Annotated in this window: 21 protein-coding genes; 7 read left to right on the top strand and 14 right to left on the bottom strand. The window is 59.9% G+C overall.

From position 1 onward, the window contains the following. Positions 1-19 precede the first annotated feature (19 nt). Positions 20-1,714, top strand: a complete 1,695-nt coding sequence (locus AAC599_RS06375; protein WP_340149572.1) for a formate--tetrahydrofolate ligase — start codon at positions 20-22, stop codon at positions 1,712-1,714. A gap of 118 nt (positions 1,715-1,832) precedes the next feature. Further along, on the top strand, positions 1,833-2,804 hold the full coding sequence (locus tag AAC599_RS06370; protein ID WP_340149571.1) for a GlxA family transcriptional regulator: 972 nt from the start codon (positions 1,833-1,835) through the stop codon (positions 2,802-2,804). A 2-nt stretch (positions 2,805-2,806) separates the two neighbouring features. Here the strand turns inward: AAC599_RS06370 and AAC599_RS06365 are convergent, their stop codons facing one another. From AAC599_RS06365 to AAC599_RS06330, 8 genes are all read right to left on the bottom strand, one after another. After that, the gene (locus tag AAC599_RS06365; protein ID WP_340149570.1) at positions 2,807-4,834 is read right to left on the bottom strand and encodes an ASKHA domain-containing protein; all 2,028 of its coding nucleotides are present in this window, start codon (positions 4,832-4,834) and stop codon (positions 2,807-2,809) included. Then, on the bottom strand, positions 4,827-5,729 hold the full coding sequence (locus tag AAC599_RS06360; RefSeq protein WP_340149569.1) for a methyltetrahydrofolate cobalamin methyltransferase: 903 nt from the start codon (positions 5,727-5,729) through the stop codon (positions 4,827-4,829). The genes AAC599_RS06365 and AAC599_RS06360 overlap by 8 nt, the downstream gene beginning before the upstream one ends. A 90-nt stretch (positions 5,730-5,819) precedes the next feature. Further along, a complete protein-coding gene (locus AAC599_RS06355; RefSeq protein ID WP_340149568.1) occupies positions 5,820-6,911 on the bottom strand; it encodes a methylenetetrahydrofolate reductase in 1,092 nt (363 codons plus the stop codon). Continuing rightward, entirely contained in the window at positions 6,908-7,444 is a 537-nt protein-coding gene (locus AAC599_RS06350) for a methylenetetrahydrofolate reductase C-terminal domain-containing protein (protein ID WP_340149567.1), read from the bottom strand. The genes AAC599_RS06355 and AAC599_RS06350 overlap by 4 nt, the downstream gene beginning before the upstream one ends. Next, on the bottom strand, positions 7,445-7,747 hold the full coding sequence (locus tag AAC599_RS06345; RefSeq protein WP_340149566.1) for a virulence factor: 303 nt from the start codon (positions 7,745-7,747) through the stop codon (positions 7,445-7,447). 8 nt (positions 7,748-7,755) lie between these two features. Then, positions 7,756-8,355, bottom strand: coding sequence for a DUF1638 domain-containing protein (locus AAC599_RS06340; RefSeq protein ID WP_340149565.1), 600 nt, complete (start codon positions 8,353-8,355; stop codon positions 7,756-7,758). 23 nt (positions 8,356-8,378) lie between these two features. Beyond that, positions 8,379-9,065: a B12-binding domain-containing protein gene (locus AAC599_RS06335; RefSeq protein WP_340149564.1), complete on the bottom strand. Its 687-nt coding sequence runs from the start codon at positions 9,063-9,065 to the stop codon at positions 8,379-8,381. 142 nt (positions 9,066-9,207) lie between these two features. Continuing rightward, positions 9,208-11,646, bottom strand: coding sequence for an FAD-dependent oxidoreductase (locus AAC599_RS06330; RefSeq protein WP_340149563.1), 2,439 nt, complete (start codon positions 11,644-11,646; stop codon positions 9,208-9,210). Positions 11,647-11,921: 275 nt separating this feature from the next. On the opposite strand from AAC599_RS06330, the gene AAC599_RS06325 reads away from it, so the two are divergent. After that, entirely contained in the window at positions 11,922-13,460 is a 1,539-nt protein-coding gene (locus AAC599_RS06325) for a trimethylamine methyltransferase family protein (RefSeq protein ID WP_340149562.1), read from the top strand. A gap of 9 nt (positions 13,461-13,469) precedes the next feature. Here AAC599_RS06325 and hutC read toward each other — a convergent pair whose 3' ends face one another. After that, positions 13,470-14,204, bottom strand: coding sequence for a histidine utilization repressor (gene hutC, locus AAC599_RS06320; RefSeq protein ID WP_340149561.1), 735 nt, complete (start codon positions 14,202-14,204; stop codon positions 13,470-13,472). Between the two features lie 159 nt (positions 14,205-14,363). On the opposite strand from hutC, the gene hutI reads away from it, so the two are divergent. Genes hutI through hutU form a run of 4 tightly spaced genes read left to right on the top strand, consistent with a single transcriptional unit; the run spans position 14,364 to position 19,619 of the window. Continuing rightward, entirely contained in the window at positions 14,364-15,578 is a 1,215-nt protein-coding gene (gene hutI / locus AAC599_RS06315; protein WP_340149560.1) for an imidazolonepropionase, read from the top strand. Further along, positions 15,575-17,122: a histidine ammonia-lyase gene (gene hutH, locus AAC599_RS06310; RefSeq protein WP_340149559.1), complete on the top strand. Its 1,548-nt coding sequence runs from the start codon at positions 15,575-15,577 to the stop codon at positions 17,120-17,122. Before hutI ends, hutH begins: the two co-directional genes overlap by 4 nt. A 1-nt stretch (position 17,123) precedes the next feature. Further along, a complete protein-coding gene (gene hutG, locus AAC599_RS06305; protein ID WP_340149558.1) occupies positions 17,124-17,933 on the top strand; it encodes an N-formylglutamate deformylase in 810 nt (269 codons plus the stop codon). A 12-nt stretch (positions 17,934-17,945) separates the two neighbouring features. After that, the gene (gene hutU, locus AAC599_RS06300; RefSeq protein WP_340149557.1) at positions 17,946-19,619 is read left to right on the top strand and encodes a urocanate hydratase; all 1,674 of its coding nucleotides are present in this window, start codon (positions 17,946-17,948) and stop codon (positions 19,617-19,619) included. Positions 19,620-19,630: 11 nt separating this feature from the next. On the opposite strand, the gene AAC599_RS06295 is transcribed toward hutU, so the two are convergent. From AAC599_RS06295 to AAC599_RS06275, 5 genes are all read right to left on the bottom strand, one after another. Continuing rightward, positions 19,631-20,548, bottom strand: coding sequence for an SDR family NAD(P)-dependent oxidoreductase (locus AAC599_RS06295; RefSeq protein WP_293960256.1), 918 nt, complete (start codon positions 20,546-20,548; stop codon positions 19,631-19,633). A gap of 32 nt (positions 20,549-20,580) precedes the next feature. Then, positions 20,581-21,048 (bottom strand): MaoC family dehydratase, encoded by a 468-nt coding sequence (locus tag AAC599_RS06290; RefSeq protein WP_340149556.1) that lies wholly within the window; start codon positions 21,046-21,048, stop codon positions 20,581-20,583. 103 nt (positions 21,049-21,151) lie between these two features. Continuing rightward, positions 21,152-21,802, bottom strand: coding sequence for a class II aldolase/adducin family protein (locus tag AAC599_RS06285; RefSeq protein WP_340149555.1), 651 nt, complete (start codon positions 21,800-21,802; stop codon positions 21,152-21,154). Continuing rightward, positions 21,799-23,346: an alkaline phosphatase family protein gene (locus AAC599_RS06280; RefSeq protein WP_340149554.1), complete on the bottom strand. Its 1,548-nt coding sequence runs from the start codon at positions 23,344-23,346 to the stop codon at positions 21,799-21,801. Before AAC599_RS06280 ends, AAC599_RS06285 begins: the two co-directional genes overlap by 4 nt. Continuing rightward, positions 23,343-23,981 (bottom strand): PqiC family protein, encoded by a 639-nt coding sequence (locus tag AAC599_RS06275; protein WP_340149553.1) that lies wholly within the window; start codon positions 23,979-23,981, stop codon positions 23,343-23,345. The genes AAC599_RS06280 and AAC599_RS06275 overlap by 4 nt, the downstream gene beginning before the upstream one ends. Positions 23,982-23,983: the final 2 nt, after the last annotated feature.

Below are 23,983 nucleotides of genomic sequence, written 5' to 3'. Positions count from 1 at the left end.
AGGGGGAGCACGGAGTAAAATGACAGACCAGCATACTAATCCCAAAAGCGATATTGAAATTGCACAGGCCGCCACGATGAAGCGGATTGCAGATGTTGCCAGCAACAGCCTCGGTATCGACAGCGATAACCTTGAGCCCTATGGTCATTACAAGGCTAAACTTTCCCTGGAATACATCAAGACCCTGAAGGACAGGCCGGACGGCAAGCTGATCCTTGTCACCGCCATGACCCCGACCCCGGCCGGCGAAGGCAAGACAACAACGACCGTTGGGCTGGGTGACGGGCTGAACCGCATCGGTAAGAAAACCATCATCTGTTTGCGTGAACCCTCTCTCGGTCCCTGTTTCGGGATGAAGGGCGGGGCTGCGGGTGGCGGCTATGCGCAAGTCGTGCCGATGACCGACATCAACCTGCATTTCACCGGGGACTTCCACGCCATCGGCGTTGCCAACAACCTGCTGGCAGCGATGGTGGACAACCATATCTACTGGGGCAATGAGCTTGGTCTGGATGAGCGGCGCATCATCTGGCGGCGCGTGATGGATATGAATGACCGGGCGCTGCGCAATATCGTCAACAGTCTGGGCGGCATCGCCGACGGCTTCCCGCGGGAGGATCATTTCGATATTACGGTGGCATCGGAAGTCATGGCGATCTTCTGCCTCGCCACCGATCTTGACGACCTCAAGCGCCGTCTTGGCAATATCATTGTCGGCTATACGCGGGAGAAGAAGCCGGTCTATGCCAAGGATCTGAATGCCCATGGGGCGATGACCGTGCTGCTGAAGGACGCGTTCCAGCCCAATCTTGTGCAGACGCTTGAGAACAATCCCGCCTTTATCCATGGCGGGCCGTTCGCCAATATCGCCCATGGCTGCAACTCCGTGCTGGCGACGAAAACGGCGCTGAAGCTGGCCGATTATGTGGTAACCGAAGCCGGGTTCGGTGCAGACCTTGGCGCCGAGAAGTTCCTCGATATCAAATGCCGCAAGGCCGGGCTGAAGCCGGAGATCGCCGTAGTGGTCGCCACCATCCGCGCCCTCAAGATGCATGGCGGCGTCGCGAAGGAGGATCTCAAGGCGGAGAATGTCAAGGCGGTCACGAAAGGCGGCGAGAATCTCGCCCGCCATGTCGAGAATCTGAAGAAATTCGGACTTCCCGTTGTCGTTGCCATCAATAAATTTTCCGCCGATACCCGGGCGGAAGTCGATCAGGTCCGGCAAATCTGCGCCGAACTCGGCGTCGATGCGATTGAATCGGATCACTGGGGCAATGGCGGCGCCGGTGCGGAAGAACTGGCCGAGGCTGTTGTTGCAAAGCTCGATCAGAATGGCGGCAACTATGCCCCGCTCTATGAAGACGAGATGCCACTCTGGGACAAGGTCCGGACCGTCGCCCAGAATCTCTACGGGGCGCAGGGCATTATCGCCGACAAAAAAGTCCGCGACCAGTTCAAGGAACTTCAGGACAGCGGTTTCGGCCATTATCCGGTCTGCATCGCCAAGACGCAGTACAGCTTCTCCACCGATCCCAACCTGAAAGGCGCGCCCAGCAACCATGTGGTGCCCATCCGGGAAATCCGGATCGCGAGCGGCGCGGAGTTTGTGGTCGCAGTCTGCGGCAATATTATGACGATGCCGGGCCTGCCGAGAGTCCCGGCGGCCAACGCCATCGATGTAAACGAAGAAGGCGATATCGTCGGGCTTTTCTAGCTTCCCGCTTAGTGCTTGAATGCAGCATTTTTGTGCGGACCGCCGCAAAAAAATGTTTGTCTTTTTTGCCATGTGAAGTAGCGTCACGCATTCAGGGATTTTTGCTGGAAGTCACAATTTGAACAGTAAAACGGATACCGGGGCAGCAAAATTCAGAATTGGCTTCTGTCTGCTGCCCGAATTCTCATCGCTTGCCTTTATTTCTGCCGTAGAACCGCTGCGACTGGCGAATCGCCTCAGCGGTGAGACGCTGTACAGCTGGGAATGCTTTTCGATTGACGGCAAACCGGCAGTCAGCTCGGCCGGAATCGAGTTTTCCGTGCAGGGCGCCATTACCGACATGCCCGCACTGCCGACGGTTTTCACCTGCGGCGGCATCAATATCCAGAACCATACCAGCCCACAGATACTATCCAACCTGCGGCGGTTGTCGTCTCACGGATCCAGCCTCGGCGCCATTTGCACCGGGTCCCATGTTCTGGCGAAGGCCGGGCTGCTGAAGGGCTACCGCTGCACCATTCACTGGGAGAATCTCTCCGGCTTCATCGAGGATTTCCCTGATCTCGACATCACCTCCGAGCTGTTCGAGATTGACCGCAACCGCTACACCTGCGCGGGCGGAACCGCCGCCCTTGACATGATGCTGAGCCTGATCGCCAAGCAGACGACGCAGGAACTGGCCCTCGCCGTCGCCGACCAGCTTATCTATCACCGTATTCGCGAGGGCACGGAACGTCAGCGCATGGAGCTTCGCGCCCGCCTCGGTATTTCGCACCCCAAACTGCTGGCGGCCATTGCCTGTATGGAAGATAACCTTGAGGAACCCCTAAGCTGCAGCGATCTTGCGACCAATGTCGGGCTGTCGACCCGGCAATTGGAACGGCTTTTCCAGAAATACCTCGACCACTCGCCGACGCGCTATTATCTCGGTCTCCGGCTCGATCGCGCGCGCTACCTTCTGACCCAGACCAGCCTGCCGATTATCGAGGTGGCGCTTGCCTGCGGGTTTGTCTCGGCGTCGCATTTCTCGAAATGCCATCGGGAGCATTTTGGCCGCACCCCGAGTGACGAGCGGCGCATCCGTCACTGATCTTATGCGCGGCGCCTCCGGCGGCGGCCGCCCTCCCCGCCGCCATCCGACAGAACCTTGGGCGCCGGCAGCTTGACCGCTTTTGCCAGATTGGGATAACCCGCCGTCTTGTGCGGTATGGCCATGGCTTCGACGAAATACTGCTGGAACTTCGGCTCCACCGCCGTTTCGACCTTCTCGACCGTTTTTACCAGCTCCTCGATCTCGTCACGGGCCGCATTGTTGAGAAGCGCAATCCGCGCGCCGACGCCCGCCGCATTGCCAACGGCCTGAACATCCTCCAGGGCGCAATCGGGAATCATGCCGAGAATCATCGCATATTTGGTGTCGATATGGCTGCCGAAGGCGCCGGTAAGCTGGATACGGTCTACCGCTTCCAGCCCAAGCCGGTCCATCAGCAGTTTCGCCCCGGCATAGAGTGCGGCCTTGGCCAGCTGGATCGCCCGGACATCTGTCTGGTAAATCTTGATCTCGCTCTCACCGTCGCGAATAACGTAAGAGTAGGTCCGGCCATCGGCGACAATCCGCGAGCTTTTTGCCGCCATCGCGCCGTCAATCACCCCATCGGAACTCAAAATGCCCGCAAGATACATCTCGGCGATCACCTCGATGATACCGGAGCCGCAGATGCCGGTAATGCCGGATTTCTTCGTTGCCGCCTCAAACCCCTCTTCGTCGGACCAGAGGTCGGAGCCGATCACCTTGTAGCGCGGCTCCAGCGTCTCGGGATCAATCCGAACCCGCTCGATCGCGCCCGCCGCCGCCCGCTGACCGCAGGAAATCTGCGCGCCCTCAAATGCCGGACCTGTCGGGGACGAGGCCGCGAGCAGCCGCTCGTTATTGCCAAGAACAATTTCCGCATTGGTGCCGACATCAATGATCAGGGTCATCTGTTCCTGCAAGTGCGGTGCTTCGGACAGGATAACCGCCGCCGTATCCGCCCCGACATGTCCGGCGATGCAGGGCAGGAAATAGGCGCGGCAATCGGGGTTGGAGATCATGCCGACCTCGCTCGCCCAGACAATCATCCCTGAATTGGTTGTCAGCGCGAAGGGCGCACCGCCGAGCTCCGTCGGATCGATCCCGAGCAGCAGATGATGCATGATCGGATTACCGACGAATACCGCGTTCAGGATATCATCCGGATCGACCTCCGCCTTTGCCGTCACTTCCCCGATCAGGTCATTGATGCCACCGCGCACCGCCTCGGTCAGCAGCAACTCTCCGCCCGGATTCATCATCACATAGGACACCCGGCTCATCAGATCCTCGCCGTAACGGATCTGCGGGTTCATCATGCCCGACGACGCAATGACCGCGCCGGTCGACAGATCGCACAGATGCATGGCGATGGTCGTTGAACCGACATCAACCGCAATGCCATAGGCCTGGTTATTGAAACCGGGCCAGATTTTCGTGATCCGGGTGCCGCGATGCACCGCCACGGTAACATTCCAGTTGCCAGCCCTCAGCGTCTTTTGCAATGCCTGCAAAGTGCGAAGGTCGCATTCGAGATTATCAAGGCCCCATTGCTGTTTCAGCGCATAGCAGAGCCGCTCGAAATCGCCGGTGGGATTATGCATGTCCGGTTCCAGCACCTGCACGAAATGCAGGCGGATCGCCGGGTCCATCTCGATCTTGCGGTCATCCGCCTGCTTGACGACGACCTGCTTGTGAACCTGGCTGGTCGCGGGCACATCGATCACGACATCGCCGTGCAGCAGCGATTGACAGCTGAGCCGGCGGCCGTCCTTCAGCGGGCGGCGGTCCTTGTATTTCTGCTCGACCTCGTTAAACGGTGACAGCGACCCTTCCTCGCTGACCACCCCGTGTTTGGAGAATTTGCCAACGGTGACATCCACCTGGCAGCGCCCGCAGATACCGCGCCCGCCACACACGCTGTCAATATCGACACCCAGAACACGAGCCGCCTCCAGCACCGGCGTGCCATCCGGAAAGCGTCCCCGTTTACCGGACGGCATGAAGGCGACCAGATGCGCCTTTTCCTGTTTCAGAAAACGATCAGGCATTGCGTCTGCGGCGGCGGCTGGCACGGCGCGCCTCATCGCTGCCCTCGGCGGCCGGTTCACGGAAGGTCTTGATCCAGTTGACACAGTTCGGATCATGGCCCATGACCACATTGGCGCCCTTGACGGCGGCCATTTCGGGTTCATGCAGCGGGTTGGTAATGGCAGAGGTCATACCGGCTCCGATCGCCATGGAGAGAAAGGCCGCATTCATACCATGACGGTTGGGAAGGCCGAAGCTGAAGTTAGAGGCACCGCAGGTGGTGTTGACCTTCAACTCCTCGCGCAGGCGGCGCACCAGGGTCATCACCTGCCGCCCTGCGTCATTGAGTGCGCCAACCGGCATGACCAGCGGGTCGACCACGACATCGGCCGGTGAAATGCCGTAATCCTGCGCCCGTTCGACAATCTTCTTCGCCACCTCGAACCGGACGTTCGGGTCTTCGGAAATACCGCTTTCGTCGTTGGAAATGGCGACAACGGCCGCCCCGTGCTTCTTGACCAGCGGCAGCACGGTTTCCAGCCGGTCTTCCTCACCGGTCACGGAGTTGACGAGGGCCTTGCCCTGATAGACGGAAAGCCCGGATTCAAGGGCTGCGACGATGGAACTGTCGATGGAGAGCGGCACATCTGTCAGGCTCTGGACCAGCTTGACAGTCTCGGCGAGGATGCGCGGCTCATCGGCGAGCGGGATACCGGCATTCACGTCCAGCATATGGGCGCCCGCCGCCACCTGCGCGAGAGCATCGGATTCGACCCGGCTGTAATCGCCGTTCTTCATCTCCTCGGCCAGCAGTTTCCGCCCCGTCGGGTTGATCCGCTCCCCGATAATTACGAAAGGTCGATCGAACCCGATGATAACTTCCTTGGTCGCGGAGGAAATGAGGGTGTCAGTCATATTGCCATACCTTGAATACGGGGCTTTCGCCGGTTGTTACTTCAATTTTATTAAACGGTCCAGAGGCCTTTTCTCTTGCTCAGGACCGACTTACTGTTCCTCAGAAACGGCAGCGACCACTTCTGCCGGATCGATGGGCGTATTGATCTGTTCGCGGACGGTTTCAACGGCATCGGTGACCGCCTCGAAATCGGGGTTGCTCTCGCGCTTCCAGGGCTTGCGGTCCTTGAGAACGCCGGACTCATAGACAATCTCCGCCACCAGCTCCTCCTGCCGGTAGGCCATTACATGGGCGCCAGAAACCCCTTTCATTTCATGCACCTGCTGAAGCATCTCGATGCAGATTTTCTTGCCTTCGAGCTTCTGGTCCTCGGCGCTTTCCAGACGGTCGATGATGGCGTCGGGAATATGAATGCCGGGTACATTGCTGCGGATCCATTTCGCCGCACGGGCAGAGGCCAGCGGACCGACGCCGATCATGATGAAGCATTTTTCATCCAGCCCCATGTCGCGCACCTGCTCCATATACCGTTCCAGCATCGGGATATCGAAACAATATTGCGACTGCACGAACTGCGCCCCGGCATCGATTTTCTTGGCAAGGCGATAGGGCCGGAAATCATAGGGCGGCGCGAAGGGATTGATGGCCGCGCCCAGAAATACCTGCGGCGGAAAGGTGATCTTGCGGCCCGACAGGAACCGCCCCTCATCGCGCATCTGGCGGATCGTCCGGAGCAAGGACATGCAATCGAGATCGAACACCGGCTTGGCGCCCGGCTGATCCCCTGCCTGCACCCCGTCGCCGGTGAGGCAGAGGATATTGTTCACCCCCATGGCGGCGGCGCCGAGCACATTCCCCTGAATGGCGATGCGGTTATGATCGCGGCAGGAAATCTGCATGATCGGCGAATAGCCGACCCGGGTCAGCAAGGCACAGATACTAACCGACGACATATGGCAGTTGGCGCCCGATCCGTCGGTCGCGTTGATACCGTCGACCCAGCCATCGAAAATGGCGCCGCGCTCGAACACCTCGTTCGGATCGGCGCTGTCCGGCGGGTTAAGCTCGGCGGTGACGGCGAATTCCCCGGCACGCAGGACCCGCTCCAGCCGCCCGCGGGAGGTATGGCCCGGCAACGGCGGCAGCGGGGCGCTGATATCTTCGGACGCGCTGGCGGTCATAAGCCGGCTCCTTCCTTGAGGGCTGCCTGTTCCTCTGCAGATTTGGCGGTAGCCCGGAGCCAGGCGGAGGAACCGCGCCAGGAATGATCCACCGGCGGCTGAACCTGCAGGATATTATCTCCTGCCTGCATGTTCCGGCTGCCTTTCCAGGCCTGCACCCAGACACAGGGCATATCCGGTTCCACCTCGCAATTGCCGTTCGCCCGCACACCACCGCAGGGGCCGTTGCGCAGGGATTTGGGGCAGTTCATCGGGCAGGACATACCGGTATCGCTGAGCACGCATTGCCCGCACATCCGGCAATCAAACAGGAAGCTTTTGACCGTCTTCTCGACGACAACAACCGGCTTTTCAACCCGGCGATAGCCGATAGCCTTCCAGACGGGATGCAATTTGAGGAACACCGCCGCCAGCATCTGGTAGATGCGCTCCAGTCCGCGCGAATGGCGGACCGACCATTGCCGCACCGTGTAAAAGGCGCTTGTCCGGGTGATGGGGTTCGTATCAGACGCCTGATAGGCGGATTTTGCCATCTATACCCCCTCCCGTCCGCCGCTGACGACGAGACTGCGCAGCCGCGTCGCATCATAGGCGGTTTCAATCTCGAAGGCCCGCGCCGCCGCGACGGCCTCGATGTCGCCCTCCACGGTCTCGGCCTCGCCGCGCCGCCAGCCGTCGAGATAGGCATCGCTCTCATGCGCCTTGTCGCGCATCGCGGCAACGTCGATGGCCTCCTGAAACCGGTCGGAGAGCATGATTTTCGCATTGCTCCGGCCCTGCTTGACGACAATCTGCGAGGGAATGTCCCGCCAGTATAGAATGCTGAGCTGTGCCAAGATGTCTCCTAACCTGCTTTGCGCGTGAGAAAGTCCTGAAGACCCGTGAGGCCGGTAAAGCGGTATTCGTAGGCAAGCGACAGCCGTTCCGCCGCCGCCTTCGCCTTTTCCTGCAATGCCGGGTCTTCCTGTTGCGATATGTACACAAGCCGTGTGTAGTTGCCGAAATAGAGCGGCAGAAGTTCCGGGTGCCTGTCGATACCGAGCCCCTCGATCGTCAGCTTCTCGAAATGCCGGGCGAGGAAATCGGTGAGATAGAAGGTGCCGACCTCTGCCTCCTGCAGGGCATCGAAAACCGCCGTGCCGGTGAAGAATTCATAGCAATGGGCGCCCGCGATCCGCTCGACCCCCTCTTCCGTCAGCACTTTGTCGAGCTGACCACCGGTCCCGCAGTCGCCATAAAGCGCGAGGATGGTTTCAAAACGGTCGCGGTTGTCCCGGATCTTGCGGCGCATCTCCTCCGGGATCAACGCGGGCCGGTTGTGCAGCTTGGCGGGCAGGCAAGTCACCTCGATATGGTCCCAGCCGTTGGCACGGATCACAGCGAGCGTTTCCTCGGCCAGCGCACCGCAGGCAATCAGAAGCGTTTTTTCCAGCGCAATTGTCATATCACGCTCCCCGCTGTGACCGGTCAGGCCGCGCGTCGTTCCGCGACCATTTTCTGGGCGATCTCCACTGTCATCGCGGCATCCCGCCCGTAGGCATCGGCACCGACGCTGTCGGCGAACTCCTCATTGAGCGGCGCGCCGCCGACCATTACGATGTAATCGTCGCGGATGCCCTTTTCCTTCATGGTGTCGATAACGACCTTCATGTAGGGCATGGTGGTGGTGAGCAGCGCCGACATGCCGATGATATCCGGCTTATGTTCTTCCAGCGCCTCGAGATATTTTTCGACCGGGTTGTTGATACCGAGGTCGATCACCTCGAACCCGGCGCCCTCCATCATCATGATGACGAGGTTCTTGCCGATGTCGTGAATATCGCCCTTTACGGTGCCGATGACCATCTTGCCGGCCTTCGGTGCGTCCGTCTCCGCGAGCAGCGGCTTCAGGATCGCCATGCCCGCCTTCATCGAGTTTGCCGCCAGCAGAACTTCCGGCACGAACAGGATGCCATCGCGGAAATCGATCCCGACAATGCGCATGCCCTCGACCAGCGCATCGGTCAAAACCCTGTAGGGCTCCCATCCGCGTTCCAGCAGGATATTCACCCCTTCGCAAATTTCGTCCGCCAGTCCGTCGTATAGATCATCATGCATCTGTTCGACGAGTTCGCCGTCATCCAGGGCCGAGAGATCAATATCTTCTTCTTCCATCGAATGCTCCACTGACTAATAAAATAAACGAAGCTATGTCGTAAAAGTGTCATATAGGCGGGGCCTGAAAACTATCCCCGTCCAGACATCGAATAATTTTCCTGCGACACTTTTGACGAATTTAAAACAGGGTCCGGTAATTTCAGGCTCTCAACCGTTCATTTTCGGGATCGAAAATCGATTCTTCGATGACGGTTGCGGGATAGCGCGTCCCCAGGATTTCAATCTCCAGCTTGGTGCCGATCGCCTCATTTCCGGCCTTGATATAGCCCTGTGCAAGGCTCTTTTCGACGAAGTGGCCATAGGCCCCCGCGGTCGCGCGGCCCACCATATTACCCGTCATGTCATAGAGCGGTTCATTGCCCAGCGGGTCGGCATCCTTGATGTCATGCACTTCCAGACAGACAAAGGATTGCGGCACGCCCTCCTCCTTCTGTTTGATCAGCGCCTCCCGGCCGATGAAATCGCCTTTGTCGAGATGAACGAAGCGTTCCAGCCCGGCCTCGAACACCGTATATTCACGGGTCAGGTCCTGCCCCCACATGCGGTAGTTCTTCTCCATGCGCAGGCTGTCCATGGCGCGCATGCCGCACATCCCAAGGCCGAATTCCTCCCCCGCCTTGACGATCGCGTCATAGATATGGTTCTGGTATTCGATCGGGTGATGCAGCTCCCAGCCGAGATCACCGACAAAATTCACGCGAAGCGCCCGGCAGGGCGCCAGGCCGACCGTGATATGCTGGCCCGTCAGCCATTTGAAGCCGTTGTTGGAAAGGTCCGCATCGGTAATCTTGCGCAGGATATCCCGCGATTTCGGACCCGCCAGCACCAGCACGCCATGCGCCGTGGTGACATTGTCCAGCCTGACGGAGCCATCACCCGGCAGGTTCTTCAGCAGATAATCATGGTCGAAGCGTTCCGCCGCGCCGGAACTGACGAGATAGAACTGCTCCGGCCCGTCGCGCATGATGGTAAATTCGGAGCGGATCCCGCCCCGCTTGTTGAGCACATGGGAGAGGTTGATGCGGCCGATCCCCTTCGGCAGCTTGCGACAGACGAGTCGGTCGAGATAGGCTTCGGCCCCCGGTCCCGACACCTCGAATTTCGAGAAGCTGGTGATATCGATCAGCCCGGCATTTTCGCGCATGTTCTTCACTTCATTGCCGACATGCTCGAAATAGTTGGACCGGCGGAAGCTCCACTGATCCTTCGGCTCCACCCCTTCCGGCGCGAACCAGTTGGGCCGCTCCCATCCATATCTCTGGCCGAAGACAGCGCCGCGGGCGGCCATCCGGTCGTGACAGGGGGACATCTTCAGGGGACGGCCCGCCGGGCGTTCCTCATCCGGGTAATGGATGACGAAGACATGCTCATAGCATTCTTCATTCTTGATCTTCGTATAGGGCTTGGTGGCATAGGCACCGAACCGGCGCGGATCGACGTCCATCATATCGATGCCGGGCTCGCCCTCGGTGATCCATTCAGCGAGCTGCCAGCCGGAACCGCCGGCCGCCGTCACGCCAAAGCTGTGCCCTTCATTCATCCAGAAATTCTTGAGACCCCATGCCGGGCCGATCATCGGGCTGCCGTCCGGCGTATAGGCAATGGGCCCGTTGACGATATCCTTGATGCCCGCATCGGCGAAGGTCGGCACGCGCGCAATGGCCGCTTCCACATGCGGCATCAGGCGCTCCAGGTCGCCGGGGAACAGGTCCTGCCCGAAAGTCTCCGGGACGCCATCGACAAAGCAGGCGGGCGCGCCTTTCTCATAGGGGCCGAGGATATAGCCCTGCCGTTCTTCCCGGAGGTAATAGGAGGCGTCGCTCTCGCGCAGCACCGCCATTTCGGGCAGGCCCGCCTTCTTGCGCGCGACCAGTTCCGGGACTTCGTCTGTAACGATATATTGATGCTCCACCGGGATCACCGGAATATCGAGGCCTACCATGGACAGCGTCTGCCGCGCATAGTTACCGGTGCAGCTCACCACATGCTCGGCGGTGATGTCGCCCTTGTTGGTGCGGATCAGCCATTCGCCGTTCTTCTGTTGCTCTATCGAGAGGACTTCCGTGTGGCGGTTGATCTCCGCGCCGCCGTTCCGTGCCCCGATGGCCATGGCGTTGGTCACGTCCACCGGCGCGATATGGCCGTCATCCGGATGGTAGAGCGCGCCGACCAGCCCGTCGACATCGGCAAGGGGCCAGAGTTCCTTGACCTCTTTCGGGGTGATGATCTCATAGGGCACACCGATGGTATTCGCCGTCCCACAATATTTTAGATATTCATCCATGCGTTCCTTGTTAGTCGCCAGACGGAGGTTGCCGGTCACATGGAAGCTGACATTCTGGCCGGTCTCGGCCTCCAGCCTTTTGTAGAGATCAACACTGTATTTATGGATCTGTCCGACGGCATAGCTCATGTTGAAGAGCGGAAGCAGGCCCGCCGCATGCCAGGTCGATCCGGCCGTCAGCTCCGTCCGTTCCAGCAGGACCACATCGGACCAGCCCTTCTTGGTCAGATGGTAAAGCGTGCTGACTCCGACGACGCCACCGCCAATGACTACTACCCGCGCATGTGATTTCATTCTACCATCCCCTTTGCCCTGTGCCCTGACACCAGGCGTCAATGCTTCGATGGATTACCGTGGCGATTACGACCGGGAATCGCTAACCGATCTCCGACGCTCGCTGTCCCTTTCCCGCCATGGAAATCTTTGCCTTCGGATGACATGAAAAAATGTTCTGAATTCGTCAGAGAACGCCGCAAAAAGACGCGCCTTGGCTAGTCCCCCATGCAATTTTGGATTTAATGAAATCGAAAGACGCGCTTTCGTCTGGTGAGTGAAGCTGGAGGGTTATCATGAGTGCAACAACATCCCGGAGCGGCCGCAGGGGGCGCGATGCCCGCCGCGAAGCAAGAGCAAGCAACGCCAGCCGCCATATCCCCTATATCAGCCGCAATATTCCCGTCACCAATCTGGTCAGTGACGAGGCGCTTGAGATCATCGAGGCCAACGCCGAAACCATACTTGAGGAAATCGGCCTTGATTTCCGCGACGATCCTGAATCGCTTGAGCTCTGGAAGTCGGTTGGCGCCGATGTGCAGGGAGAACGGGTGCATTTCCCGAAAGGCCTCTGCCGCCAGCTGCTCGCGACCGCCCCGGCCGAGTTCACCCAATATGCGCGCAATTCGGCGAACAATGTCCAGATTGGCGGAAATAATACGGTATTCGCGCCGGTCTATGGCCCGCCCTTCGTGCATGACCTCGACAAGGGCCGCCGTTATGGCACGCTCAAGGATTTCGAGAATTTCGTGAAGCTCGCCTATATGGCGCCCGCCATGCATCATTCCGGCGGCACCGTCTGCGAGCCGGTCGACCTGCCCGTCAACAAGCGGCATTTCGACATGGTCTACAGCCACATCAAATACTCCGACAAGCCTTTCATGGGCTCGGTCACCGCGCCGGAACGGGCCCAGGACAGCGTCGATATGGCCTCCCTCGTCTTCGGGGAAGAGTTCGTGCAGAATAACTGCGTGATGCTGAACCTGATCAACGCCAATTCCCCCATGACCTTCGATGCGACCATGCTGGGAGCGCTCAAGACCTATGCGGCGAACAATCAGGCCTGCGTCGTCTCTCCCTTTATCCTCTCCGGCGCGATGAGCCCGGTTTCGGGCGCCGGCACCCTGTCGCAGCTTTTGGCCGAGGCGATGGCGGGCTGTGCGCTGACGCAGATCATCAAGCCGGGTACACCGGTGATTTTCGGCACCTTCGTCAGTTCCATCTCCATGCAGTCCGGCGCGCCGACCTTTGGCACCCCGGAAAGCAGCCTCGTCTTGAACGGCGCGGCGGAGCTTTCGCGGCGGTTGAACCTGCCGTTCCGCTCCGGCGGCTCCTTCACGGCCTCGAAACTGCCGGATGCGCAGGCCGCCTATGAAAGTGCGCAGACCCTGCTGATGACGCTTCTGTCCGGGGTCAACTTCTCGCTCCATGCGGCGGGTTGGCTGGAGGGCGGGCTCTGTTCTTCTTACGAAAAATTCGTGATGGACGCCGATCAATGCGCGATGATGGAAGTGCTGGCCCGTGGCATCGATGTTTCCGAGAACGGTCAGGCCATGGACGCCGTGCGCGAGGTCGGCCCGGGCGGCCATTTCCTCGGCTGCGCCCATACCCAGGCCAATTTCGAGGATGCCTTCTACCGCTCCCGCGTTGCCGATAATAATTCGGTCGAGCAATGGCAGGCGGACGGCGGCAAGGACACCGCAACGCGCGCCAACGCCATCTGGAAGCAGATGCTGCGGGATTATCAGGCCCCGGCCCTTGATGAAGGGATTGACGAGGCGCTTAAGGATTTCATGGCGAAGCGGAAAAGCTCCTTCCCTGATTCCAACACCTGAGGCAGCACGCTAGCGGTCGGCGGTAAAGGTTCCCCCGAAAGCGAAACGGCTGCCTGGGTGGAACAGCCGGACTGTCGTGATCATATCCTCACCGATGAAGGTATGCCGCTCCAGCGTCAGCACGGCCTCCCCCTCCTGCAGGCGCAGGAGCCGCCGTTGCTCCGCTGTCGGCATATCAGCGCTGATGCGATGATCGGCGCGGCTGTAGGGGGTGGTCCGGATCAGAAACCCGCTCGGCGTCTCGATTGAAAAATCATGCCGGATGAACTCCGGCACGAGCGCCGGGCTGACATAGCGATCCTCAAGCTGAAGCGGCACCCCATTCTCCGAATGCAGCATCAGGCAGTGAAAGAGGCTCACTTCCTTGTGCGCCATCAGCCTTGCGACATGGCTCGGGACCGGCACCTCCTCAAGGCGGAGCAGCTCGGCGCTATGGCTGTTTCCCCGGCTGGCGATATCATCGGCGATATTACGGATTTCTAGAAGACCCGATTCCAGCTTGCGCGGCCCGACGAAGGTGCCCGACCCCTGCCGCCGGACAAGCACACCTTCCTGCGTCAGTTCCCGAAGCGCGCGGTTGATCGTCATGCGGGAGGCATCGAGTTCGGCCACCAGGGCATGCTCCGTCGGGACCCGGTCGCCCGCCTGCCAGTCCCCGTTTTGTATCCGCTGCAAAATCAATTCCTTGATCTGCTGATAGAGCGGCGCGGCGCGGTTCATCTTCAAATCACTGATATTGTTCATGTAACTGCCTGGCCCTGACTTTTACTCATTACGTTCCGCGCTTTTCCGGAGACGGCCCCGCCCCACGCCACAAAAAGGTCAGAAAAAAATGCTTGATCATAGGGGCGAGTCTATCATAATAATTTGTATATACAAATTTAAAATGAAGGGCAGGCAAAGATGGCGACGAGAACATGCGATACGCTTTTCATCAACGCCCGGCTGGCGACCATGACGCCGGGAGGCGAGCCATACGGGGTGGCGGATGCCGACGCCCTCGCCCTGACCGGAGACAAGATCAGCGCCATCGGACAGGCCGGAGAATTCTCAGGCGATGCCGCGTCTGTCATCGACCTCGAAGGCCGCTGGATCACTCCCGGCCTGATCGATTGCCATACCCATCTGGTCCATGCGGGCAACCGCGCGCAGGAATTCGAAATGGGGCTGAACGGCGCGACCTATGAGGAGATTGCGACGAAGGGAGGCGGCATCCTGTCCACAGTCCGCGCCACCCGGGAGGCGAGCGAGAGCGACCTCGCCGCCGAGAGCCAGCCGCGCCTGCAGGCGATGATGGATGCGGGTGTCACCACGGTGGAGATTAAATCCGGCTATGGCCTCGATCTGGAGTCGGAAATGAAGATGCTGGAGGTGGCAAGGCAGCTCGGCGAGATCAATCCGGTCCGTGTCCTCAAAACCTTCCTCGGTGCCCATGCCCTTCCTGAAGAGTTCTCCGGCGACAGCGACGGTTATATGCTGAAGGTAATCAAGGAGATGCTGCCGACAATTCATGCGTTGGGTCTGGTCGATGCGGTCGATGCCTTTTGCGAGAAGATCGCCTTCTCGGAAGAACAGGTGCGGCAGCTTTTTAAAGTGGCTGACCGGCTGGGGGTGCCGATAAAACTTCACGCCGAGCAGCTCAGCAACCAGCATGGCGCCGAACTCGCCGCGCATTTCAAGGCGCTGTCCGCCGATCATCTGGAGTATATCGACGAACAGGGCGTGAAGGAGATGGCGAAAGCGGGCACCGTCGCCGTCATCCTGCCGGGCGCGTTCTATTATCTCCGCGAGACGCAAAAACCACCGATCCAGCTGTTCCGCGACCATGGCGTACCGATGGCACTCGCCACCGACTGCAACCCCGGCTCCTCGCCGACAACGAACCCGCAGCTGATGATGAACATGGCTGCCGTTCTGTTCCGCATGACACCGGAAGAGGCGCTGGCGGGCTTTACCCGGAATGCTGCGGCAGCGCTCGGTCTTGACAAGAAGGTCGGCACGCTGGAGGTCGGCAAGCAAGCGGATCTCGCCATCTGGGAGATCGATCATCCTTCAGAACTTACACAAGCTATCGGCTCTAACCCGCTCTATTCACGATATTTTGGAGGTCATTCATGACTATCGAGCCGAAAAATCTCGTCCTCTCCCCTGGTCATCTCACCTTGGATGAACTGCGCCTGATTTATCAGGGGGAACGCCACCTGACCCTCGATCCGGCCTGCCGCGATACGGTAGCGGAAGGGGCTGCGGCCGTTCAGAAAATCGTCGATGAGAACCGCACGGTCTATGGCATCAATACCGGCTTCGGCCGGCTCGCGCAGGAGGTGATCCCAAAAGACAAGCTGGAAGCGCTGCAGAAGAACCTCGTCCTCTCCCATTCCACCGGGACAGGCCCGCTGCTGAAGGATGACATCGTCCGGCTCCTCATGGCGATGAAGGCAGCTAGCCTCGCGCGCGGCTTTTCCGGCGTGCGCATGGCCGTGATCGATGCCCTGATGGCCTTTCTGGAGCATAAAATCTATCCCTGTATCCCGGCGAAAGGCTCCGTCGGCGCCTCCGGTGATCTTGCGCCCCTCGCCCATATGACCGCCGCGCTGATGGGCATCGGCAATGTCCGTTTCGATGGCGAGATCGTCCCCGCCGAGGCGACACTGAAGGCGCTCAAGATCACGCCGCTCACCCTCGGCCCCAAGGAAGGACTCGCGCTGCTCAACGGCACGCAGGTCTCGACCGCGCTGGCCCTTGCCGGCCTGTTCGAGGCGGAAAAATTGCTGGCCGCCGCGACGCTCGCTGGCAGCCTGTCCCTCGATGCCGCGAAAGGCACCGACGCCCCCTTCGATACCCGCATTCATGCGGCGCGCGGCCAGATCGGCCAAATGGAAATGGCAGCAAGTTACCGTGCGCTGATCGAGGGAAGCGAAATCCGCAAGTCCCATGAGGACTGCGAGAAGGTGCAGGACCCATACTGCCTGCGCTGTCAGCCGCAGGTGATGGGTGCCTGCCTCGACCAGATGCGTCATGCGGCGAAGGTCCTGATCATCGAGGCGAACTCTGTCTCCGATAATCCGCTGGTCTTTGTCGAAACCGGCGAGGTTATCTCCGGCGGCAATTTCCATGCCGAGCCGGTGGCCCTTGTCGCCGATAATCTCGCGCTCGCCATTGCCGAAATCGGCTCCATGTCGGAACGGCGCATCGCCATGCTGGTTGATACCTCCATCAGCGGCCTGCCCGCCTTCCTGGTGACAAGCGCCGGGATCAATTCCGGCTTCATGATCGCCCATGTGACGGCGGCCGCACTTGCGAGCGAGAACAAGCAGCAGGCCTATCCCGCCTCCGTCGACAGCATCCCGACCTCCGCCAATCAGGAGGATCATGTCAGCATGGCGACCCATGGCGCGCGGCGGCTCCTCCGCATGGCGGAGAATACGGCGGCCATTGTCGGGATCGAACTGCTCGCATCCACGCAGGGAATCGAGCTGCGGGCGCCGCTTCAGACCTCGGCTCCGCTCGAAAGGCTGCATGCGGAAATTCGAAAGATCGCCGAACCTTATAAGGAAGACCGCTTCTTCGCGCCGGATATCGAGGCGGCGAAAAAGCTGGTGATGAGCGGCGCATTGGCAGCGCAGTTCGCGGACTTTCTACCCGATACTTTGGAGAGTTAGAATGCAAGGCGAAGTTTTTACTTTAAGCAGGGGGTCATCCCCCCTCCTCCTCAGCCAGCCGCATGTCGGGCTGGAAATCCCGGCCTCTATCGAGCGCCGCCTGACGGACGCCGCAAAGGCCCGCCCCGATACGGATTGGCATATCGACCGGCTTTACCGGGACATCGCGGAGGAGCTGGGCGCAACCGTGGTCACCGCGAAATATTCCCGCTATGTGATCGACCTCAACCGCGATCCGGACGGGGCCTCCCTCTATCCGGGCCAGAGCGTCACGGAACTCTGCCCGACGACGTTATTTGATGATCAGAAGCTGTACCTCGACGGGCTGGAACCGGATGAGGAGGAAGTCGAGACGCGGCGCGGCGTCTTCTGGCAGCCCTATCATGATGTGCTGGCGGAGGAGATCGAGCGGATCAAGGCACAGCATGGCTATGTGCTACTCTATGACTGCCATTCCATCCGCTCCGTCCTGCCGCGCTTTTTTGAGGGCCGCCTGCCAACACTCAACCTTGGCACCGGCGATGGCCGTTCCCTCGATCCGGCGCTTGAAAGGACGGTCGAAGAAATCGCCGCCGCCTCCCCCTACAGCCATGCGCTCAATGGCCGGTTCAAGGGCGGCTACATCACCCGCCATTACGGCGATCCGGCGAATAATGTCCATGCGCTGCAGATGGAACTCGCACAGGATGATTACATGCTGGAGGAAGCGCCCTTCTCTTACCTGCCGGAGAAGGCCGCCGCGCTTCAGCCGACCCTCAAACAGATACTGGATGCCATGCTCGACTTCGGGCGGCGGAACATCGTTGCATAAAGGAACGCCACAATGATGAACAGACGAGACAACAGCCGCGTAATCAAGGCCCCGACAGGCTCGGAACTTTCCTGCAAGAGCTGGCTGACCGAAGCGCCGCTCCGGATGCTGATGAACAATCTCGATCCGGATGTGGCGGAGAACCCGGCGGAGTTGGTCGTCTATGGCGGCATCGGCCGGGCGGCGCGCAACTGGGACTGCTTTGATCAGATCCAGCGGTCCTTACGTGATCTCAACGCGGACGAAACCCTGCTTGTCCAGTCCGGCAAGGCCGTCGGCATCTTCAAGACCCATGAGAACGCGCCGCGGGTGCTCATCGCCAACTCCAACCTGGTGCCGCATTGGGCCAACTGGGATCATTTTAACGAGCTCGATAAGAAGGGCCTGATGATGTATGGCCAGATGACGGCGGGTTCCTGGATCTATATCGGCAGTCAGGGCATTGTGCAGGGCACCTATGAGACCTTCGCTGAAGCCGGACGCCAGCATTTCGGCGGCGATTATTCCGGCAAATGGATATTGACCGGCGGACTTGGCGGCATGGGCGGGGCGCAGCCGCTCGCGGCCACCATGGCCGGCGCCTCCATACTGGCCGTGGAATGCCGGCCGAGTAGCATCGATTTCCGCCTGCGCTCGGGCTATCTCGATGAGAAGGCGGAAAGCCTGCCCGAAGCCCTCGCCATCATCCGCGATGCCTGCGAGCGGAACAAGCCCGTCTCTGTCGGTCTGCTCGGCAATGCCGCCGATATTTTCCCCGAAATTCTGGAGGGTGAGATGCTCCCCGATCTCGTGACCGACCAGACCTCCGCCCATGATCCGGTGAACGGCTATCTGCCGCAGGGCTGGACGCTGGATCAATGGGAGCAGATGCGCGAGAATGATCCGAAATCCGTTGAGATCGCGGCGCGGAAATCCATGGCGGTGCAGGTGCAGGCCATGCTCGATTTCCAGGCGCGCGGCATCCCGACCGTCGATTACGGCAACAACATCCGTCAGGTCGCGCTGGAAGAAGGGGTCGACAGCGCCTTCAACTTCCCGGGCTTCGTGCCCGCCTATATCCGCCCCCTCTTCTGCCGGGGCATCGGGCCGTTCCGCTGGGCGGCACTCTCGGGCGATCCGGAAGACATCTTCAAGACGGATGCGAAGGTGAAGGAGCTTATCCCCGATGATGCGCATCTTCACAACTGGCTCGATATGGCGAGGGAGCGGATCAAGTTTCAGGGGTTGCCGTCGCGCATCTGCTGGGTGGGCCTGGGTCAGCGCCATCGCCTCGGCCTTGCCTTTAATGAAATGGTGCGCACCGGCGAGCTGTCCGCCCCCGTTGTGATCGGCCGCGATCATCTGGATTCAGGATCGGTCGCCAGCCCGAACCGGGAGACGGAGGGGATGAAGGACGGATCGGATGCCATCTCCGACTGGCCGCTCCTCAATGCACTGCTCAATACCGCGAGCGGGGCGACCTGGGTCAGCTTGCATCATGGTGGCGGGGTCGGCATGGGATTCTCGCAACATGCCGGAATGGTGATTGTCTGTGACGGTACGAAAGAGGCAGACGAGCGGATCGCCCGCGTTCTCTTCAATGATCCGGCGACGGGCGTGATGCGCCACGCCGACGCCGGATATGAGGAGGCCATTCAGTGTGCGAAGGAGAATGACCTCAATCTCCCGTTTCTGAAAGACGCTTAGGGTCAGGGCCCCTAAATCTTGATACCGAGGCCGTTCGCGGCCTTGGTCAGCATATTGGTCGTCTGGTCATTGCCGCTCGTATATTCAAGCTGCGTGGCCGGATCGGCAATCTCGCCCCAATGCTCGGCGATCTTCTCCGGTGTCCGCTCGCCTTCGGCCAGCCATTTCCCGCCGGTCTCATAGACGATGGTGCGCGCATAGGTGCCCGCACCCGCCGTGATGATCGTGCGATTGGGGCTGTCCTCTGACACGATATAGAGAAGCGCCGGGGTGACCGATTCCGGGGTCAACAGCTCCAGCAGGTTTTCCGGGATAATATCCTCGGTCATGCGGGTCGCGGCGCAGGGTGACAAGGCGTTAACCTTGATGCCGTATTTCGCGCCTTCGATCACCAGCGTGTTCATCAGTCCGATGACGCCCATCTTCGCCGCGCCATAGTTGGTCTGGCCGAAATTGCCGTAAAGCCCGCTTGAGGAGGTGGTCATGGCGATGCGGCCATATCCCTGCTCCCGCATGACGTTCCACACCGCCTTGGAGCAGTTGACCGAGCCCATCAGATGCACATCCAGCACGAATGCAAAATCCTTCATCTCGACATTGGAGAATGACTTGTCCCGCAGCACCCCGGCGTTGTTCACCAGAATATCGATCCGGCCCCATTTCGCCATGGCCTCATCGACCATCCGGGTGACCTCGGCCATATCCGTGACATTGGCACCATTGGCAATGGCTTCACCGCCTGCCGCCTCGATCTCGGCGACCACGGCCTTTGCTGCCTCGGAAGACCCGCCACTGCCATCGACGGAACCGCCAAGGTCATTGACCACCACTTTCGCACCGCGTGCCGCGAGGCCGAGCGCATGGCTGCGCCCAAGTCCATTTCCGGCGCCGGTGACAATCGCCACCTTGCCATCAAAGCGAATACTCATATTCTCTCCTTAAATATTTGATTTTGTTATTTTTATTCACCTAGGAACGTCATGCCAAGCCATTCGACAATCAGGGCCGGTTTGTCCTCACCCTTGATCTCGACCGTGACTTCCGTTTTGGTGAGATACTGTCCGGGGCGTTTCTCATCGAGACTGATGACCTTGGCGGTCACGCGGATTTCACTGTCCACCTTGACCGGCTGCAGGAAGCGCAGCTTGTCGATGCCGTAATTGATTCCCATCTGGGTATTCTCGACATTCGGGCGGATTTTCGGAACCAGCCCGGCGAGCAGCGACAGCGTCAGGAAGCCATGGGCGATGGTGGTACCAAAGGGTGTCTCCTTGGCGGCGCGTTCCGGATCCACATGGATGAACTGAAAATCGTCCGTTGCCTCGGCAAATTTGTTGATGCGGTCCTGATCGACCTTGAACCACTCCCCCGGTCCATAAACCGTGCCGACAGAATTCAGGAATTCGGCTTTGGATATTGTCTTTGTCATTATTGTTTCCTCCAAATCAATTTAAGGGTTTTTTCTAGCGAATTTTCGTCCCTTGCGATAGTCCCTATCAGGCGGTTGCCCCGATTACAGCCGGGCTTCCCGATCAGTCTTCCTCCGGCGGCATGCCATAGCCCTTGCGGAACTGCGCCTTCACCTCGTCCATTTCCGCCTCGCTCAGCAGGACCGGTTTACCGATCTGGAGAATGCGCCAGTAGGTATCGCAGAGCGTCTCCACCTCGACGGCAAGCGAAAGCGCCCGCGCGAGGCTCACTTCCCCCACCAGCAGGCCATGATTGGCAAGCAGGCAGGCCTTGCGCCCGTCCATCGCCTTCAGGGCATGATCGGATAGTTCCTGCGTGCCGAAGGTCGCATAGTCGGCGCAGCGGATCGTGTTCCCGCCCGCCACCGCAATCATGTAATGAAAGGGCGGCAGTTCCAGGCGCTGACAGGCGAGCGTCATGGCCGCTTTCCCGTGGGTATGCAGGATGGCCCCAAAATCGGGACGGTTTTCCAGAAGATCATGATGAAAGCGCCATTCGCTGGACGGGTTGCGGCGGCCGGACACCTCCCCGTCGAAAGACATCTCAACAATATCCTCGGGCACAAGGTCTTCATAGGCCATGCCCGACGGCGTGATCAGATAGCCGTCGTCGATCCGGATACTGGCATTGCCGGAACTGCCCTGATTAATACCGCGGGCGTTCATCTCCCGCACGGTCGCGATCAGTTCCTCCCGCTCGGCCCGCCAGTTCATCTGCTCATCCGGTGGCCGACCAGGCCCTTATCCGAAGCGCTCAAATTCACCAGTTCCCCATATTCATAGCGCATCCGCCAGGAGAGAAGCTCCTGCACGCAATCGAGGACCACGCCCTGATAATCCGGATCTTCGGCGAGGTTGCGCGTCTCGTCCGGGTCATTCTTCATATCGAACAGGAGCGGCGGTAAGGCCGCGAAATGCACATATTTGAATTCCGCATCCCGATGGACGAGCAGATTACATTCCGACGACTTTATATTGAGGACCGTCTCCGGCATCTGCGCCACGGGATCGCGGAAATCATAGAGCCAGTGGACCGCCCGCCGCCAGTCCGCCGGTATCTCTCCCTTCAGGAAAGGCATCAGGGAATGGCCATCGCACTGCCGCGGCACGGGGAGGTTCAGGCCATCCAGGATCGTCGGCATGAGATCGACGGATTCGGTGAATTCGCTGATCTCGCGGCCGGTTGTGACATTCCAGCTTTTCGGCGGCTTGATGATCAGCGGGATATGAAAACTTTCGTCGTAAAAGCCGATCTTGCCCCAGAGATAATGATCGCCCAGCTGCTCCCCATGGTCCGAGGTCACAACAATCAGCGTCTCGTCATACTGCCCCTGCTCTTTCAGGGTGGCGATGACGCGGCCGAGATTGTGATCCGCCTCCGTTATCAGGGATTTGTAAGTCGCGCGAAGCTGCGCCACCGCCTCTTCCTCAAGATCGACGGCACGCCCCTCGCCCTCCATGAAGAAGGCATCCTGCGGAATGGCCTGATACATCAGGGCCAGCGACGGATGCTTTTCCCGCATCTCATCGCGCGATCCGTCCCGGACCGGCGGCGGCATCTCCGCCGGATCGTAAAGGTCATGATATTCCGGCGGCGAGATAAAGGGCGGGTGCGGCCGCAGGAAGGTCAGGTGATGAAAGAACGGATCGGACGGCTTCGATTTCAGGTTCCTGATCAGCTGATCCGCGAGCCAGTGGGTTTCGCTGTCCTCCGCCTTGAACCGGCTTGGCGCAAAAAGCGGATGGCGGCCCGGCGGCAGTTTATAGTCCGGGTCCGGGAAATAGATGGCATATCCGGTCCCCGGAATGTCGTATCCCTTCCCCGTCAGATAGTCGAGCCAGGGAATGCTGTTCTCCGCGAGCTGCTGACCCACGGTGAAGCCCGGCATCACCCCTTCATAAGTGAGGAACGCCTCATGATCCTCCCCCAGCACGCGGGGGTCTGGCGTCGTGTCCGTATAACCCCAGAGGGTCGGATCATAGCCGCCGCGGCGGGCCTCAAGCGCGAGGTTCGTCAGGCTGTGATTGAGCGGCGTACCATTGCGGATGGAGCGGTGATTGCTGGGATACATGCCCGTCAGGAACGTTGTGCGCGACGGGCCGCAGGGTGCTATACAGGTAAAATGATTGCAAAAGGCGATCCCGTCGGCACAGAGGGCGTCCATGGTCGGAGTGCGGATGGTCTTGTTCCCCGTCGCCGCAAGATGATCCGCCCGCCACTGATCTAGGGTGACAAAAAGGACGTTGGTTTTCGTCATGAGGACAGGTTCACCCCGTCGAGAGAGGCGGCGATATCGCGCGACAACTCGCCAAGGAGGCTGCTCAGCGCATTCGCATAGCTGTTGTAATCGCCGGAGGTCGCGGGCATTTCATAGATTTTCGCGTGCCGCGCGAGCACCGTATTGTCATAGAGCCCTTTCAGATGCCAGCGAACCGAAAGCCGAGCCACCCCGGCGCCTGTCTCGGTAATATCAATGATATCAACAGCAACCTGAACGGAATCGCGGTTGGGCCGGAAATCGGCCGGATACGCGAAGACTTTCTCCTCCCCGATCAGGGAGGCAACATTGCTGCTGACCACCCGCTTGATGGCATCGCCGAGCGGTTCCGCCCAGTGGTCGAAGTCCGATACGTTGATTTCCGAACCGCTGTCAAAGGTGACGATCTGCGGTCGGTCCGCATAGCCCGGAATCTGCACCGGTCCGATCCCGATGGTCATGGCCTCCGGCAGGTCATAGGACGCCTCTCCCGGCTTGATATCCGCCGCCGTCTTCAGGATGTAAAAACGTGTCGGCGCGGAGCCCGGCAAGCCGGCACAGGCCGCGACGGCGAACAGCATCAGGACAAGGACGGCATATCTCGAAACAGGGCGGATCATGTTGACTTGAGGCATTT

The sequence above is a fragment of the uncultured Sneathiella sp. genome (genome assembly GCF_963976355.1).
GTDB lineage: Bacteria > Pseudomonadota > Alphaproteobacteria > Sneathiellales > Sneathiellaceae > Sneathiella.
This window is presented reverse-complemented; position numbering and strand designations above follow the sequence as displayed.